This is a genomic window from Achromobacter deleyi (assembly GCF_016127315.1).
Lineage (GTDB): Bacteria > Pseudomonadota > Gammaproteobacteria > Burkholderiales > Burkholderiaceae_B > Achromobacter > Achromobacter insuavis_A.
On sequence record NZ_CP065997.1, the window covers coordinates 4,208,583 to 4,223,314 of the forward strand.

Consider the following 14,732-nt stretch of genomic DNA (forward strand, 5'->3'; position numbering starts at 1 on the left):
GCCGTTCGCCATGCGTGCAGGGGGCCTCAAATAGCCAAAAACCCGGCCAGGGGCCGGGTTTTGAAGGGGGGCGGGCGAAGGCTCAGGCGCGCGGCTTGCGGGCCCGTAGCAGTTCGTCCAGCACCAGCAGCACGGCGCCGCAACTGATCCCCACGTCTGCCAGGTTGAAGGCCGGGAAATACCAGTCGCGCCAGTAGAACAGCAGGAAGTCCACCACGTGGCCATACACCACCCGGTCGATCACGTTGCCGATGGCGCCGCCCAGGATCAGCGTCAGCGCCAGGCAGAAGCGCGGCTGGCCGCGGGTGCGGCGCAGGATCACGGTGATGACCACCGCGGCCACGATGCCCAGGCCGGTGAACAGCCAGCGCTGCCAGCCTTCCTCGGACGCCAGGAAGCTGAATGCCGCGCCGCGGTTGTACAGCAGCGTGAAGTCGAAGAACGGCAGCAGGTTCAGGCGCTCGCCATACTGGTACGAGGTGTTGAAGTACACCTTGGTCAGCTGGTCCAGGACGATGATCGCCAGGGCCAGCGCCAGCCAGCGGCCCACCCGTGCGGGCGGGGCGCTGGCGGGAGCCGCGGCGGCGGTGCCGTGGGGGCCCGCCATGCTCAGGCCTTGTCGCGGGCTTCGCCCGAGCCGAACAGGTTGGACACGCAGCGGCCGCAGATCTCGGGGTGATCCGGATCCTGGCCCACGTCCAGGCGCCAGTGCCAGCAGCGCTCGCACTTCTTGTGCCTGGACGGCGTCACCTCGATGCGGGTCTCGCCTTCGCCGGCGTGCACATTGGCGCGCGACACGATCAGCACGAAGCGCAGGTCGTCGCCCAGGCTGGCCAGCAGTTGCTGGTCTTCGCCGCTGGCGTACAGGTCGACCTCGGCCTGCAGCGACGAACCGATGTCGCCGGCCGTGCGCACTTCCTCCAGCTTGCGCTGGACTTCGGCGCGGATGGCGCGCAGGCGCGTCCACTTGGCCGACAGGGCCTCGGCGTCCGCGAACGGCGGCAGCGCGTGATAGACCTCGGTGAAGATGGTGACGCGGGCCGCGTCGGCCTGGTGCTTCAGGGCCGAGCCGACCAGTTCCTTCCAGGCCTCTTCGGCCGTGAACGACAGGATCGGCGCCATCAGCTTGAGCAGCGTCTGGGTGATGTCCAGCAACGCGGTCTGGGCCGAGCGGCGGGCGACGCTGTCCACCTTCGAGGTGTACAGGCGGTCCTTCAGGATGTCCAGGTAGAACGCGCCCAGGTCTTCCGAGCAGAACGTCTGCAGGCGCGACACGGCCGGGTGGAAGTCGTAGCGCTCGTAGTGGCCCTGCACCTCGGCCTGCATCTGCGCCGTCATGGCCAGCGCGTAGCGGTCGATCTCGAACAGGTCACCGTAGGGCACGGCCTGCGACACGGCGTCGAAGTCGGCCAGGTTGGCCAGCAGGAAGCGCAGCGTGTTGCGGATGCGGCGGTAGCCCTCGACCACGCGCTTGAGGATCTCGTCGGAGATCGACAGCTCGCCCGAGTAGTCGGTGGACGCGACCCACAGGCGCAGGATCTCGGCGCCCAGCGAATCGGACACCTTCTGCGGCGCGATCACGTTGCCGACCGACTTGCTCATCTTGCGGCCCTGGCCGTCCACCACGAAGCCGTGCGTCAGCAGGGCCTTGTAGGGCGGCTGGCCGTACAGCATGCAGCCGGTCAGCAGCGACGAGTGGAACCAGCCGCGGTGCTGGTCGGAACCTTCCAGGTAGAGGTCGGCGGGCCAGCCCAGTTCGGCGCCGTGCGAGCCGGCGAAATCGCCGTCCTTGCCGCCCAGCACGGTGGCGTGGGTGCTGCCCGAGTCGAACCACACGTCCAGCGTGTCGCGGTTCTTTTCGTACTGGTCGGCTTCGTCGCCCAGCAGCTCGCGCGGGTCCAGCGTCTGCCAGGCCTCGATGCCGCCTTGCTCGACGCGCTGCGCGACCTGTTCCAGCAGCTCGGCCGTGCGCGGGTGCAGCGCGCCGGTTTCCTTGTGCACGAAGAAGGCCATCGGCGTGCCCCACTGGCGCTGGCGCGACAGGGTCCAGTCCGGACGGTTGGCGATCATCGCGTGCAGGCGGGCGCGGCCCCAGGCCGGGTAGAAGGCCGTGGCGTCGATGCCGGCCAGCGCCGATTCGCGCAGGGTCGGGCCGCCGTCCCTGGGCTGCACGTCCATGCCGGCGAACCACTGGCTGGTGGCGCGGTAGATGATCGGCGTCTTGTGGCGCCAGCAGTGCATGTAGCTGTGCTTGTGCTTTTCCACGTGCATCAGCGCGCCGGCTTCCTTCAGGGCCTCGACGATCTTGGGGTTGGCGTCCCAGATCGACAGGCCGCCGAACAGCGCCAGGCTGTCGACGTACTTGCCGTCGCCCATGACCGGGCTGATGAAGTCGGTGTCCTTCATGCCGTGCTCTTTGCACGAGATGAAGTCTTCGATACCGTAGGCGGGGGCCGAGTGCACCACGCCGGTGCCCGAGTCGGCCGTGACGTAGTCGCCCAGGTAGACGGGGGCCTTGCGGTCGTAGGCGGCTTCGAACTGCGCCAGCGGATGGCGGAACTCGATGCCCGACAGCGCCGCGCCCGGCGCGGTGGCGATGACTTCGCCTTCCAGGTTCCAGGCCTTCAGGCAGGCCTCGACGCGGTCGCGCGCGATCAGCAGCAGCGGGCCGAACTTGGGCGCGGGCGACACGCGCACCAGCGCGTATTCGATTTCGGGGTGCAGGTTCAGCGCCTGGTTGGACGGGATGGTCCAGGGCGTGGTGGTCCAGATGACGATGGCGCCGTCGTCGACCTTGTCCAGGCCGAAGGCCTTGGCCAGCTTGTCGTGCTCGGCGAACGGGAAGGCCACGTCCACCGCCGGGTCGACGCGGTCGGCGTACTCGACCTCGGCCTCGGCCAGCGCCGAGCCACAGTCGAAACACCAGTTCACGGGCTTGAGGCCGCGGAACACGTAGCCCTTGTCCAGGATACGGCCCAGCACGCGGATCTCGTCGGCTTCATTGCTGAAGTTCATCGTCATGTAGGGACGATCCCACTCGCCCAGCACGCCCAGGCGCTTGAAGTCCTTGCGCTGGCGGTCGATCTGCTCGAGCGCGTAGGCGCGTGCCTTGGACTGCACTTCGGCCACGGGCAGGTGCTTGCCGTACTTCTTCTCGATCTGGATCTCGATCGGCATGCCGTGGCAATCCCAGCCCGGCACGTAGTGCGCGTCATAGCCGGCCATGTTGCGGCTCTTGACGATGATGTCCTTCAGGATCTTGTTGACCGCGTGGCCGATGTGGATGTCACCGTTGGCGTAGGGTGGACCGTCGTGCAGCACGAAGCGCGGACGGCTGCGGCTGGCGGCGCGGATCGCCTGGTAGACGTGGTTTTCCTCCCACTGCGCAATCCAGGCGGGCTCGCGCTTGGCGAGGTCGCCCCGCATGGGGAAGGGGGTATCGGGCAGGTTGAGGGTCTTTTTATAGTCCATGAACGGCAAAATAGGCGCGCGCGTTTCGCGCGTCTTCGGCGATGGCGGCAGTCAGGGAAGGGAGGTCAGGAAATTTTTCTTCGTCCCGCAGCTTTTGCAGGAATTCGATACGCACGAGTTTACCGTATGCGTTGACGGTCTCGTCGAGCAGGTGTGCTTCCAGCAGCACGCGTCCGCGGTCCTCGACCGTCGGGCGCACGCCCAGGCTGGCCACCGCCGGCAGGGCGCGTTCGGCCAGGCCGTAGACCTGCACCACGTAAATGCCGGAGCGGGCCGCGCAACGCTCGGCCACCCGCAGGTTCATGGTCGGAAAGCCCAGGGTGCGGCCCAGCTTCTGGCCGTGGATCACGTGGCCGCTGATATGGAAGGGGTGCCCCAGCAGGTGGCGGGCCCGGTCCAGGTCGCCCACCGCCAGGGCGGTGCGCACCTCCGAGCTCGAAATGCGGTGGCCGTGGCGGTCGGTGACGTCGGCCAGGGTCTGCACCTCGAAGCCATGGCGCAGGCCGGCCTCGCGCAGCAGGTCGATGTCGCCGCTGCGCTTGTGGCCGAAGCGGAAATCCTCGCCCACCAGCAGCCATTTGGTGTCCAGGCCGTGGACCAGCAGGTTCTCGATGAAGGCGTTGGCCGACATTTCGGCCAGGCGGGCGTTGAATCGCTCGACCACCACCTGCGAAACGCCGTAGCGCGCCAGCGCCGCCAGCTTGTCGCGCAGCCCGGAAATGCGGGTCGGCGCCAGCTCGGGACGCTGGTTCAGCGTGGCGAAGTACTCGCGCGGGTGCGGTTCGAAGGTCATCACGGCCGGCGTCAGGCCACGGTCGCGCGCGACCTGGCAGACCCGCGCCAGCATGGCCTGGTGTCCTCGGTGGACGCCGTCGAAATTGCCGATGGTCAGCGCGCTGGGAGCGCGCTGGGCGGGCGGCGGAAGGGATCGGTAGATGCGCAGCGGTGGTTTCACGAGCGAGAGTTTACAATTTTGGATTACGGGATTGTTCGTCATCCCCAATTTGGATCGCTCATCTTGCCGGAAACCTCTACTACAACGCGCCGCATCGTCATCCTGATCTCGGGACGCGGCAGCAACATGCAGGCCCTGGTCGAGGCCTGTCGCCAACAGGGCTGGCCGGCCAGCATCGCCGCCGTGATCGCCAGCCGCCCGGACGCCGCCGGCCTGGAATGGGCCGCCGCCCAGGGCATCGCCACCGCGGCGCTGTACCACAAGGACTATGCCAGCCGCGAAGCCTTCGACGCCGCGCTGGCCGCTGAAATCGACCTGCACGCGCCGGATTACGTCATCCTGGCCGGCTTCATGCGGGTGCTGACCCCCGGCTTCGTCAACCGCTACAGCGGCCGCCTGGTCAACATCCACCCGTCGCTGCTGCCGGCGTTCCCCGGCCTGCACACGCACGCCCAGGCGCTGGCCACCGGCGTGCGGGTGCATGGTTGCACCGTGCATTTCGTGACGCCGGTGCTGGACCACGGTCCCATCATCGCCCAGGGCTGCGTGCCGGTCCTGGCCGGCGACACGCCCGAAATGCTGGCCGAGCGCGTGCTGGAAGTCGAACACCAGGCTTTTCCGACCGCCGTGCGCTGGCTGGCCGAAGGCCGGGTTACCCTGACGAATGACCACCGGGTGGACGTGCAGGGCGATCCTGACCGCCTGTTCACCTGGTCCGCGGCGGCTTGAGCGCCGCCGTTGCGCACCGCGGGCCGCCCGACGGCCCCTGAATCGCTTTTATCGGGCGGCGTCTGGCCGCCCCACTGGAATACACCATGAGCAAACCCCAATCTCCGCGTTCCCGTCCGGCAGCCGAAGGCCGCGACGGCCGGTCCTTCTTCTCGCGTCCCAAGGGCGAGGCCCGCAGCGTGCAGGAACGCGCGCCCCGCGGCGAGCGCGCCGCCGGTGAGCGTGAAGGCCGTGAAGGCCGTCCGGACGAGCGCCGCGACAGCCGTCCGACCCCGCGCCCGTCCTATGACGCGCCGCGCGGCGAGGGGCGCGGCGAACGCGCTTCCTTCGGCGACCGTCGCGAAGGCTCGGGCCGCCCGACGCCGCGTCCTTCCTACGAGGGCGGCCGCGGCGAAGACCGTGGCGGCGAACGCGGTTCCTTCAATTCGGACCGCCGCGAAGGCCAGGGCCGCCCGGATTCGCGTCCGTCCTACGGTTCCCCGCGTGGCGAAGGCCGTGGCGGCGAGCGCGGTTCCTTCAATTCGGACCGCCGCGAAGGCCAGGGCCGCCCGGATTCGCGCCCGTCCTACGGTTCCCCGCGTGGCGAAGGCCGTGGCGGTGAACGCGGTTCCTTCAATTCGGACCGCCGCGAAGGCCAGGGTCGCCCGGATTCGCGCCCGTCCTACGGCGCCCCGCGCGGCGAAGGCCGTGGCGGCGAGCGCGGTTCCTTCAATTCGGACCGCCGCGAAGGCCAGGGCCGTCCGGATTCGCGTCCGTCCTACGGTTCCCAGCGCGGCGAAGGCCGTGGCGGCGAACGCGGTTCCTACAATTCGGATCGCCGTGAAGGCCAGGGTCGCCCGGATTCGCGCCCGTCCTACGGTGCCCCGCGCGGCGAAGGCCGTGGCGGCGAGCGCGGTTCCTTCAATTCGGACCGCCGCGAAGGCCAGGGCCGTCCTGATTCACGCCCGTCCTATGGCTCCCCGCGCGGCGAAGGCCGTGATGGCGAACGCGGTTCCCACGGTTCCGAGCGCCGCGAAGGCCATGGCCAGCGCGACGCGGCCCCGCAAAAGCCGCAATTCAACCGTCCGCGCCTGTCGTACGCCGCCAGCCGCATCGACCAGGTGCAGCGCGTGCTGGGCGAGATCCTGCAATGGACCTACCCGGCCGACGCCGCCCTGTCGCACTGGCTGCGCGGCCACCCCGGCCTGGGCGCGCGCGACCGTTCCGAGGTAGCCGAAGCCGTCTACGACGTGCTGCGCCACCTGCGCCGCTACCGCCAGTTCGGCGAAAGCGGCGTCGGCCCGGCTTCGCGCCGCCTGGCCATCCTCGGCCTGGCCGCCACCCTGGGCGCGGAAGCGCTGCAGGAAGGCCTGGACGCCGCCGAGGCCGAATGGCTCCAGCGCGTGCTGCAGATCGACCTGGCGACGCTGCCCCGCGCCGTGCGCGGCAGCATCCCCGACTGGCTCGACGAGCGCCTGAGCGCCATGGAAAGCCCTGAAACCCTGATCGAGGCGCTCAACCGCCAGGCCAGCCTGGACCTGCGCGTCAACCCGCTCAAGGTCGAGCGCGACGCCATGCTGACCGAACTGCAGCAGAGCGCCGGCCGCTACGAGCCCGTGGCCATGCCGTACTCGCCCTGGGGCATCCGCATGGAAGGCCGCCCGGCGATCAACCGCTGGCCGCAGTTCGAGAACGGCAGCATCGAGGTGCAGGACGAGGGCAGCCAGCTGCTGGCCCTGCTGGTGGCCCCGCGCCGCGGCGAAATGATCATCGACTTCTGCGCCGGCGCCGGCGGCAAGACCCTGCTGCTGGGCGCGCTGATGCGTTCGACCGGCCGCCTCTACGCCTTCGACGTCTCGGCCGCCCGCTTGGCGCGCGCCAAGCCGCGCTTTGCCCGCAGCGGATTGTCGAACGTGGTGCCGGTGGTGATCGACAGCGAGAACGACGCCCGCGTCAAGCGCCTGGCCGGCAAGGCCCAGCGCGTGCTGGTCGACGCGCCTTGCAGCGGTATCGGCACGCTGCGCCGCAACCCCGACCTGAAGTGGCGCCAGCACCCCGAGTCGCTGGCTGAACTGGGCCAGCTGCAGGAACGCATCCTCAACAGCGCCGCGCGCTGCGTGGCGCCCGGCGGCCGCCTGGTGTACGCCACCTGCAGCCTGCTGGCCGAGGAAAACGAGGTGCAGGCCGACCGCTTCCTGGCCAGCCATCCCGATTTCGAACGCGTGGACGCGGCCGAGATCCTGGCGGCCCGCTGCGACACCCTGAAGCTGGAAGGGCCCTACGTCCAGCTGCGCCCGGACGTGCATGGCACCGACGGCTTCTTCGCCGCCGTGTTCGAGCGTCGCAAGAAGGCGGCCACTGCGGCGGAATGCGAAGCCGAGGCGCAGGCCGATGCCGAAGCGCCGCTGGATGAGGGTGTCGATACCGCCGAGGCGCCTGCCGCCCAGGAGACCCTGGAGCCGGTGACCGCCGAAGCGTCGGCCGAAGCGTCCGGCGAGGCGGATCAGGACAAGCCCGCTTCCTGAGCGGGGCTGTCCCCGCGCCGGCTTAGGGAGCCGGCGCGATGCCCAGCGTCGCGCTGTAGCGGCGCGTTCCGATGGTCTTATTCTGGTATTTCACTTCCCAGGCCAGCGAATCCGATCCGGGTTGGTTGGCCTGGTAGACCAGTTGCGCCACCGGCACTGTCTTATATGCGCAACGTCCCGAGTCGCTGGACTGGCCGCGCGTCTGGACGATGCTGGCGGTGCCCAGGCGCGGCTGCAGCGTGATGGTGACGCGGGGCGCGCGCAGCGCCAGGCAGTCCGAGCCGCGGATCTCGTAATAGGACGCCAGCACGGTAATGTCCCCGGTTTTCAGCGACTGCGCATGCGTGGGCGCCGCGGCGGCCAGGCCGGTCGCGGCCAGGAGGGCAATAAAATGGGGACGGATTTTTTCGCGGAACATCGTGGGGCGGAAGAGGCGGTGATGGCGGACCGAAGTGTGCGCCAGACGCGTGGCGCCCGCAAGACAGCGCCCCAGCCTGACAGGAACTTTAATCGCCGAAGGTAGCCAAAACGGAGTGCCCGGCGTGGGCGCATCCCGGCCCGGGATGCGCCGTCATCGCCGCCACGGGTCGCCGACTCGGTCGCGCGCCTGCCGTCGTATGGTCAAAAGTAGGGCTTAGTCCTTGATTTCCCTCAAAAACTATTTTGAAACTCCATTGTCATAACGCGGCAAAGGTAAGCTAAACTTCAGGCACTCTTCAAGCGAGGCTCATTACAGCTTTATGGATTACATCCTCTCCTTCATTGCCGGCGGTCTGACCCAAGCGACTTGGTGGCAGGTCGTCGTTTTCACCCTGGTCGTGACGCACATCACGATCGTGTCCGTTACCGTCTTCCTGCACCGCAGCCAGGCGCACCGGGGCCTGGATCTGCATCCGGCCGTGATGCACTTCTTCCGCTTCTGGCTCTGGATGACGACCGGCATGGTCACCAAGGAATGGGTTGCGATCCACCGCAAACACCACGCCAAGTGCGAAAAGGAAGGCGATCCCCATTCGCCCATCCTGTTCGGCATCTGGAAAGTGTTGTTCCGCGGCGCCGAGCTCTATCGCGAAGAATCCAACAACAAGGAAACCATGGCCAAGTTCGGCCACGGCACGCCTGACGACTGGCTCGAACGCAACGTCTACAGCAAGCACAGCCTGTGGGGCGTGCTGACCATGCTCGCCATCGACATCGCCCTGTTCGGCGCGATCGGCGTCACGGTGTGGGCGGTGCAGATGGCCTGGATCCCCTTCTGGGCGGCCGGCGTCGTCAACGGTATCGGCCACTACTGGGGCTACCGCAACTACAACAGCCCGGACACCAGCACCAACGTGTTCCCCTGGGGCATCGTGATCGGCGGCGAAGAGCTGCACAACAACCATCACGCCCACGGCACGTCGGCCAAGTTCTCGGCCAAGTGGTACGAATTCGACATCGGCTGGTGCTACATCAACATCCTGAAGTTCCTGGGCCTGGCCAAGATCAAGAAGGTCGCGCCCAAGCTCAAGCTGGATGATTCCAAGACCGGCATCGACCTGCGCACGCTGCAAGGCGTGATCACGCACCGCTACGAAGTCATGGCCCGCTATGCGGACGTGATCAAGAGCGCCGCCCGCGAAGAGCTGGCCAAGCTGAAGGCCTCGCGCCAGGATGGCAACGCCGACTGCGGCTGGAACAAGCTGCACAAGGTGCGCCGCGCCATCCACCGCAACGAGGACATCCTCCAGCCGGAACAGCTCGAAGCCGTGGACAAGGCCATTGCCCAGAACCAGTCGCTGTCGACCCTGGTGCAGATGCGCCGCGAGCTCGGCCGTATCTGGGAAAGCTCCAGCGCCAGCAGCGAACAGCTCCTCCATGACCTGCAGGCCTGGTGCCAGCGCGCCCAGCAAAGCGGCATCGCCGGGCTCGAGCAATTCGCTCAACGTCTGCGCCGCTACGCGGCATGATGCTCGAGAAGCTCAATCCTGAACAACGCGCCGCAGTAACGTTAGAACCGCAGCACGCCCTGGTCCTGGCCGGGGCGGGCAGCGGCAAGACCCGGGTGCTCACCACCCGCATGGCCTGGCTGATTCAAACCGGCCAGGCTTCGCCTTTTGGGCTGCTGGCAGTCACGTTCACCAACAAGGCCGCCCGCGAAATGCTGGCGCGCATGTCGGCCATCCTGCCGATCGATACGCGCGGCCTCTGGATCGGCACCTTCCACGGCCTGTGCAACCGCATGCTGCGCGCGCATCATCGCGACGCCGGCCTGCCGCAGACCTTCCAGATCCTCGACGTCACCGACCAGCTCGCCGCCATCAAGCGGCTGATGAAGGCCAATGGCGTCGACGACGAGAAGTACCCGCCGCGCGACGTGCAGCGCTTCATCAACGGCGCCAAGGAAGAGGGCCTGCGCCCCGCCGACGTCGAAGCCTATGACGCGCACCGCCGCCGCCTGATCGAGATCTACCAGCTCTACGAAGCCCAGTGCCAACGCGAAGGCGTGGTCGACTTCGCCGAGCTGCTGTTGCGCGCCTACGAACTGCTGTCGCGCAACGCGCCCGTGCGCGAGCACTACCAGCGCCGCTTCCGCCACATCCTGGTCGACGAGTTCCAGGACACCAACACGCTGCAGTACAAGTGGCTGCGGCTGCTGGCCGGCGGCGGCGCGGCGATCTTCGCCGTGGGCGACGACGACCAGTCCATCTACGCGTTCCGCGGCGCCAATGTCGGCAACATGTCCGACTTCGAGCGCGACTACGCGCGCGGCACCGTGATCCGCCTGGAGCAGAACTACCGCTCGTACGGCCACATCCTGGATTCCGCCAACGCGCTCATCGGCCACAACAGCGGCCGCCTGGGCAAGAATCTCTGGACCGACCAGGGCGAAGGCGAACCGGTGCGCGTCATCGAGCAGCCCTCGGACGGCATGGAAGCGCAGTGGATCGTCGACGAGATCCGCTCGCTGATCCACGAAGGCAGCCTGCGCCGCGAGATCGCCGTGCTCTATCGCAGCAACGCGCAGTCTCGCGTGATCGAGCACGCCATCTTCTCGGCCGGCATTCCGTACAAGGTCTATGGCGGCCTGCGCTTCTTCGAGCGCCAGGAAATCAAGCACGCGCTGGCCTACCTGCGCCTGATGTCCAATCCGCACGACGACACCTCGTGGATGCGGGTGGTCAACTTCCCGACTCGCGGCATCGGCGCGCGCACGCTGGAACAGCTGGCCGACGCGGCCCGCGCGCATGATTCCAGCCTGTACGCGGCCGTGGCGCTGGTGGCGGGCAAGGGCGGGTCCAACCTGGCCCAGTTCGCCCAGTTGATCCATCGCATGACCGAGGAAACGCGCGACCTGCCGCTGCCCGAAGTGGTCGAGCACATGCTCGAGGCCAGCGGCCTGAACGCGCACTACAAGGCCGAGCGCGAAGGCGCCGAGCGCCTCGAAAACCTGAACGAACTGATCACCGCCGCGGCGGTGTTCGCGTCCGAGGAAAACTACGACGGCATGCCCGCCGGCGTGGTGCCCGACCAGGGCACCTCCAGCACGCTGATGCCCGGCGTGGTCGACGCGCCGCCGGTGGTTTCCGACGGCCTGACGCCGCTGGCGGCGTTCCTGTCGCATGCCGCGCTCGAGGCCGGCGACAACCAGGCGCAGCAGGGCCAGGACGCCGTGCAGCTCATGACCGTGCACGCGGCCAAGGGCCTGGAGTTCGACGCCGTTTTCATCACCGGCCTCGAGGAAGGCCTGTTCCCCCACGAGAACAGCATCCTGGAGCAATCCGGCCTGGAAGAAGAGCGCCGCCTCATGTACGTGGCGATCACCCGCGCGCGCCAGCGCCTGTACATCAGCCTGGCGCAAAGCCGCATGCTGCATGGCCAGACGCGCTACGCCATGCGTTCGCGCTTCCTCGATGAGATCCCCGAGCAGCACCTGAAGTGGCTGTCGCCCAAGGCCGGCCTGGCGCCCGCCCTGAGCGCCGGCGGCGGCTGGAACGGCAACCGCGGCGACGCGTTCGGCCGCAAGCCGACCAACACCATTGCGCCGCGTCAACCGCGCGGCACGGCCTCCGGCGTCACGGTGGGCGACAAGCAGTATCGTGTGGGACAGGGCGTGCATCACGCGCGTTTCGGCGACGGCACCATCGTCAGCCTGAGCGGCGCGGGACAAGACGCCCAGGCGGAAATCCATTTCCGCGATGTCGGCGCCAAGACGCTGGCGCTGGGCATCGCCAAGCTGGATATCGTTCAAGGTTGAAAGACATGGCCAATCAAGACTCCCCGAAAGCCGAACTGGCATCGCTGCGCGCCGAAGTCGACGAGATCGACCAGCAGATCATCTTGCTGCTCGGCGTGCGCTTCCGCTGCACGGACATGATCGGTGAACTCAAGCAGGCCAACGACATGGACCTGGTGGACCCGGTGCGCGAAGACCAGCAGGTCCAGCGCATCCGCCGCCTGGCCGAAGAGGCCGGCGTGCCGCCGGCCCTGGCCGAAACCATCCTGCGCGAAGTGATCGACACCGTCGTCGACCACCACACGCGCCTGCGCGAGCGTCCCTACTCGTGATGCGCGCCTGACGGCCGCTGCCCGCCAGGGCGTGGCCGTCCGCACAGGGAAAGCTCCATGGCCGCGGCTCTGCCGCGGCCATTCTTTTTTCCCGCGCCGCGTTGTCGGCGGATCGAATTACAAGGTCTTCAGGAACGCCAGCAGGGCGTCGATCTCGGCCGGGCTCAGGTCGAGCGGCTTGATGTGTTCCGACTTGCGCGGCGCATACGGGTCCGGCGGATCGGCCGGCGGCGTTTCACGGCCCATGCCGACGTTGTACATCCGCAGCAATCCCCGCAGGTCCGGGAACAGGCCGTTGTGCATCCACGGACCGGCTTGCGCCACGTTGCGCAGGCTCGGCGTGCGGAACTTGCCCAGGTCCGCCGGATCGCGCGTGGTCTCGTAGCGCCCCAGGTCCTGGTTGCGGCGGCCGTAGAAGGACAGGCCGATGTTGTGGAACTGGTGGTCGGTGAGCAACGGGCCGTTGTGGCAGTTCATGCAGCGCGCCTGGGTGCGGAACAGGTGCAGGCCCAGCAGTTCGGTGTCGTCCAGCGCATCGGCGCGGCCCGCCAGGAAATCGTCGAAGCGTGTTTTCTCCGGCCGCAGCGAAGCCACGTAGGCGGCCAGCGCGCGCGCCAGGCGGTCGGCGTCGACTGCGGATGTCGGTGTCGATGCCGCTGGCGCCTGAGCCACCGTTGTCGTAGCTGCCGTTGCCGATGCTGTCGAGGCGGCCGCTGATGAAGCCGGTGCAACCGTTGAAGAAGACGCTGCCGGCGCGCCGCCGAACGCCTCGAGGAAGCGCGCGGGATACATGTGGTTCTCCCGCAACCGAGTCACCGCCCCGACAGCGTCATGGTTCATTTCCCGCGGATCGTGCAGCGGTCCCATCACCTGTTCCTTGAGGCTGGCCGCGCGGCCGTCCCAGAACAGGCGCGGCGCGAACGGCGCGGCATACAGCGGCGTGGAACGGCGCCGGCCCATCAGCTTGTCCTCGCCCACCGCCAGCGGCAGGCCGTCGGTGAAGGCGTGCTGCGGCTGGTGACAGGAGGCGCAGGAGACCTGGCCCTTGCGCGACAGGCGGGCATCGAAGAACAGCATCTGTCCGAGCGTCACGACCGCCGGCCTGGCCACGTCGGCGGCCAGTTCCGCCTGGCCGGCATTCGCGGCGGTCCATTGCAGCGGCGGGCTGGAAGCCGGCGGGACGGCCGCCCATTCGGTCCAGTGCACGCCGGCGTCGATGGTGGGCGCGGGCCATCCGGCGGCGGGGCCGACATAGCGCGCACGCAGGCAGGCGAGGTCCCAGCCCGCCTGCGTGTGGCAGGCGGGCGCATCGGCGATGGCGCGGGGATCGGCCTGGCCGGCGGCGGTGGCTGTATCGGCCAGCGCCAGGGCGGCGCTAGGAGGGGCGGCACCGGGATGGGCGGCGTAAAGAGGCGGGGCGCAAAGAAAGGAGGTGCAAAGAAGGGAGGTGCAAAGAAGGGAGGCGCGAAGGAAAGAGGCGCGAAGATAGGAGGCGCCAAGACTGGTGGCGCCAAGAGGGACAGCCAGGGCGCCCGTCCGGGGCCTGGCGCTGCCACGCAGGGGCATGGATACGTTCCGGGTTGCGTTGATGTCAGACGTAGGACGCAACGACGGTGGCTATACCTCAGTGCCCAAGCGATGAATAATCTATATGGATCTCGATCTGTCGATTGAGCGCTGAGGTTGGGCCTTGAGGCGCGAACGGTCCAGCATCGGGAACGTGCTTGCCACGGCCTCAGGTATCGAGAATATGGAATGCGCCGTCCGGATCGCGAGCCACGATGGCCCGTCTTTCTTCCCGGGAGAGCAGCGGTTCCAGGATGTAGTCGATGTAGGCCGCGCCATCGGGCGCCAGCTTGATGCAGCCTGCGCTGTCTCCCTCGACGGGGTAGCCGGTGTAGGCATCGGCGTCGAGCACCAGCGCGCCGGGTTGGGGATCGGGGTGGGTGGCGGTCAATGCCCGCGTCTTGTCGGTGATTTCCTTGCGATAGCGGTCCAGGGCCACGTCCTTGGGCAATGGAATGCTGCCGCGGCCGCCGTGGTGCATGATGAAGACGAATTCCCCCAGCGACATGTCGTCGGGGATATGGCGATTGGTGGCGGGGCTGGTGTACCAGGACACGTAGCGCGCCAGATCGTTGTAGAAGGCGGCGGTCTGGTTGGACGGATCGTCCTTGCTGCCCAGCGTGTAGTGATGCTCGCGCCAGGCCTCGTCGGTGTATCGGAACAGTCCGGACGCGGTCGAACCGGGACTGGCGCTGTGCGAGTCTGCGCCGAACGATGATTCGAGATAGGCCACGTCCGCCGCGATCTGGATGGTCGGGGCGTTGATGCCATGCCGCCTGCCGTGGGCCACGATGGCGGCTTTGATTCTGGTTTGGGCTCGGTTCAATGCCATGCGCGTGTTCCTGCGTGGTGGCGCGGCCCGCGGGTTCCAGCGGCGAGGCTGATGCGCCATGGCCGGAATGGCCACGAAGCATGGTAGGGACAAGGCCGCCGGCGCTCCATGGTGCCTGGTCTGATTT

At 68.0% G+C, this 14,732-nt stretch carries 11 protein-coding genes; 5 read left to right on the forward strand and 6 right to left on the reverse strand.

The features are described 5' to 3' along the window. Positions 1-82: 82 nt before the first annotated feature. From lspA to I6I07_RS19135, 3 genes are read right to left on the reverse strand one after another with little or no spacing between them, the layout of a single operon-like run. The gene (lspA, locus tag I6I07_RS19125; RefSeq protein ID WP_061074174.1) at positions 83-607 is read right to left on the reverse strand and encodes a signal peptidase II; all 525 of its coding nucleotides are present in this window, start codon (positions 605-607) and stop codon (positions 83-85) included. A 2-nt stretch (positions 608-609) separates the two neighbouring features. Continuing rightward, a complete protein-coding gene (ileS, locus tag I6I07_RS19130; protein ID WP_198483270.1) occupies positions 610-3,471 on the reverse strand; it encodes an isoleucine--tRNA ligase in 2,862 nt (953 codons plus the stop codon). Continuing rightward, entirely contained in the window at positions 3,461-4,426 is a 966-nt protein-coding gene (locus I6I07_RS19135) for a bifunctional riboflavin kinase/FAD synthetase (RefSeq protein WP_054430028.1), read from the reverse strand. Before I6I07_RS19135 ends, ileS begins: the two co-directional genes overlap by 11 nt. A 63-nt stretch (positions 4,427-4,489) precedes the next feature. On the opposite strand from I6I07_RS19135, the gene purN reads away from it, so the two are divergent. Next, positions 4,490-5,155, forward strand: a complete 666-nt coding sequence (purN, locus tag I6I07_RS19140) for a phosphoribosylglycinamide formyltransferase (protein WP_054430027.1) — start codon at positions 4,490-4,492, stop codon at positions 5,153-5,155. Between the two features lie 1,109 nt (positions 5,156-6,264). Further along, positions 6,265-7,659 carry an RsmB/NOP family class I SAM-dependent RNA methyltransferase gene (locus I6I07_RS19145; protein WP_198487599.1) on the forward strand — a complete coding sequence of 465 codons (1,395 nt, stop codon included), beginning with the start codon at positions 6,265-6,267 and terminating at the stop codon, positions 7,657-7,659. A 22-nt stretch (positions 7,660-7,681) separates the two neighbouring features. Here the strand turns inward: I6I07_RS19145 and I6I07_RS19150 are convergent, their stop codons facing one another. After that, the gene (locus I6I07_RS19150; protein WP_198483271.1) at positions 7,682-8,077 is read right to left on the reverse strand and encodes a hypothetical protein; all 396 of its coding nucleotides are present in this window, start codon (positions 8,075-8,077) and stop codon (positions 7,682-7,684) included. 322 nt (positions 8,078-8,399) lie between these two features. Here I6I07_RS19150 and I6I07_RS19155 point away from each other — a divergent pair, with 322 nt between their 5' ends. Genes I6I07_RS19155 through I6I07_RS19165 form a run of 3 tightly spaced genes read left to right on the forward strand, consistent with a single transcriptional unit; the run spans position 8,400 to position 12,207 of the window. Further along, positions 8,400-9,608: a fatty acid desaturase gene (locus I6I07_RS19155; protein WP_006395975.1), complete on the forward strand. Its 1,209-nt coding sequence runs from the start codon at positions 8,400-8,402 to the stop codon at positions 9,606-9,608. Next, the gene (locus I6I07_RS19160) at positions 9,605-11,896 is read left to right on the forward strand and encodes a UvrD-helicase domain-containing protein (protein WP_198483272.1); all 2,292 of its coding nucleotides are present in this window, start codon (positions 9,605-9,607) and stop codon (positions 11,894-11,896) included. The genes I6I07_RS19155 and I6I07_RS19160 overlap by 4 nt, the downstream gene beginning before the upstream one ends. Before the next feature lie 5 nt (positions 11,897-11,901). Then, on the forward strand, positions 11,902-12,207 hold the full coding sequence (locus tag I6I07_RS19165; protein WP_006384334.1) for a chorismate mutase: 306 nt from the start codon (positions 11,902-11,904) through the stop codon (positions 12,205-12,207). A 117-nt stretch (positions 12,208-12,324) separates the two neighbouring features. Here the strand turns inward: I6I07_RS19165 and I6I07_RS19170 are convergent, their stop codons facing one another. After that, positions 12,325-13,773, reverse strand: coding sequence for a cytochrome-c peroxidase (locus I6I07_RS19170; protein ID WP_232625653.1), 1,449 nt, complete (start codon positions 13,771-13,773; stop codon positions 12,325-12,327). A gap of 169 nt (positions 13,774-13,942) precedes the next feature. After that, positions 13,943-14,605 carry a hypothetical protein gene (locus tag I6I07_RS19175; protein WP_198483273.1) on the reverse strand — a complete coding sequence of 221 codons (663 nt, stop codon included), beginning with the start codon at positions 14,603-14,605 and terminating at the stop codon, positions 13,943-13,945. Positions 14,606-14,732 lie beyond the last annotated feature (127 nt).

Bases quoted from the DNA above. Each gene is read 5' to 3' on its own strand.
- I6I07_RS19165 (WP_006384334.1), top strand. From the start codon at position 11,902: ATGGCCAATCAAGACTCCCCGAAAGCCGAACTGGCATCGCTGCGCGCC.
- I6I07_RS19160 (WP_198483272.1), top strand. From the start codon at position 9,605: ATGATGCTCGAGAAGCTCAATCCTGAACAACGCGCCGCAGTAACGTTA.
- I6I07_RS19175 (WP_198483273.1), bottom strand. From the start codon at position 14,605: ATGGCATTGAACCGAGCCCAAACCAGAATCAAAGCCGCCATCGTGGCC.
- lspA (WP_061074174.1), bottom strand. From the start codon at position 607: ATGGCGGGCCCCCACGGCACCGCCGCCGCGGCTCCCGCCAGCGCCCCG.
- I6I07_RS19155 (WP_006395975.1), top strand. From the start codon at position 8,400: ATGGATTACATCCTCTCCTTCATTGCCGGCGGTCTGACCCAAGCGACT.
- I6I07_RS19150 (WP_198483271.1), bottom strand. From the start codon at position 8,077: ATGTTCCGCGAAAAAATCCGTCCCCATTTTATTGCCCTCCTGGCCGCG.
- ileS (WP_198483270.1), bottom strand. From the start codon at position 3,471: ATGGACTATAAAAAGACCCTCAACCTGCCCGATACCCCCTTCCCCATG.
- I6I07_RS19170 (WP_232625653.1), bottom strand. From the start codon at position 13,773: ATGCCCCTGCGTGGCAGCGCCAGGCCCCGGACGGGCGCCCTGGCTGTC.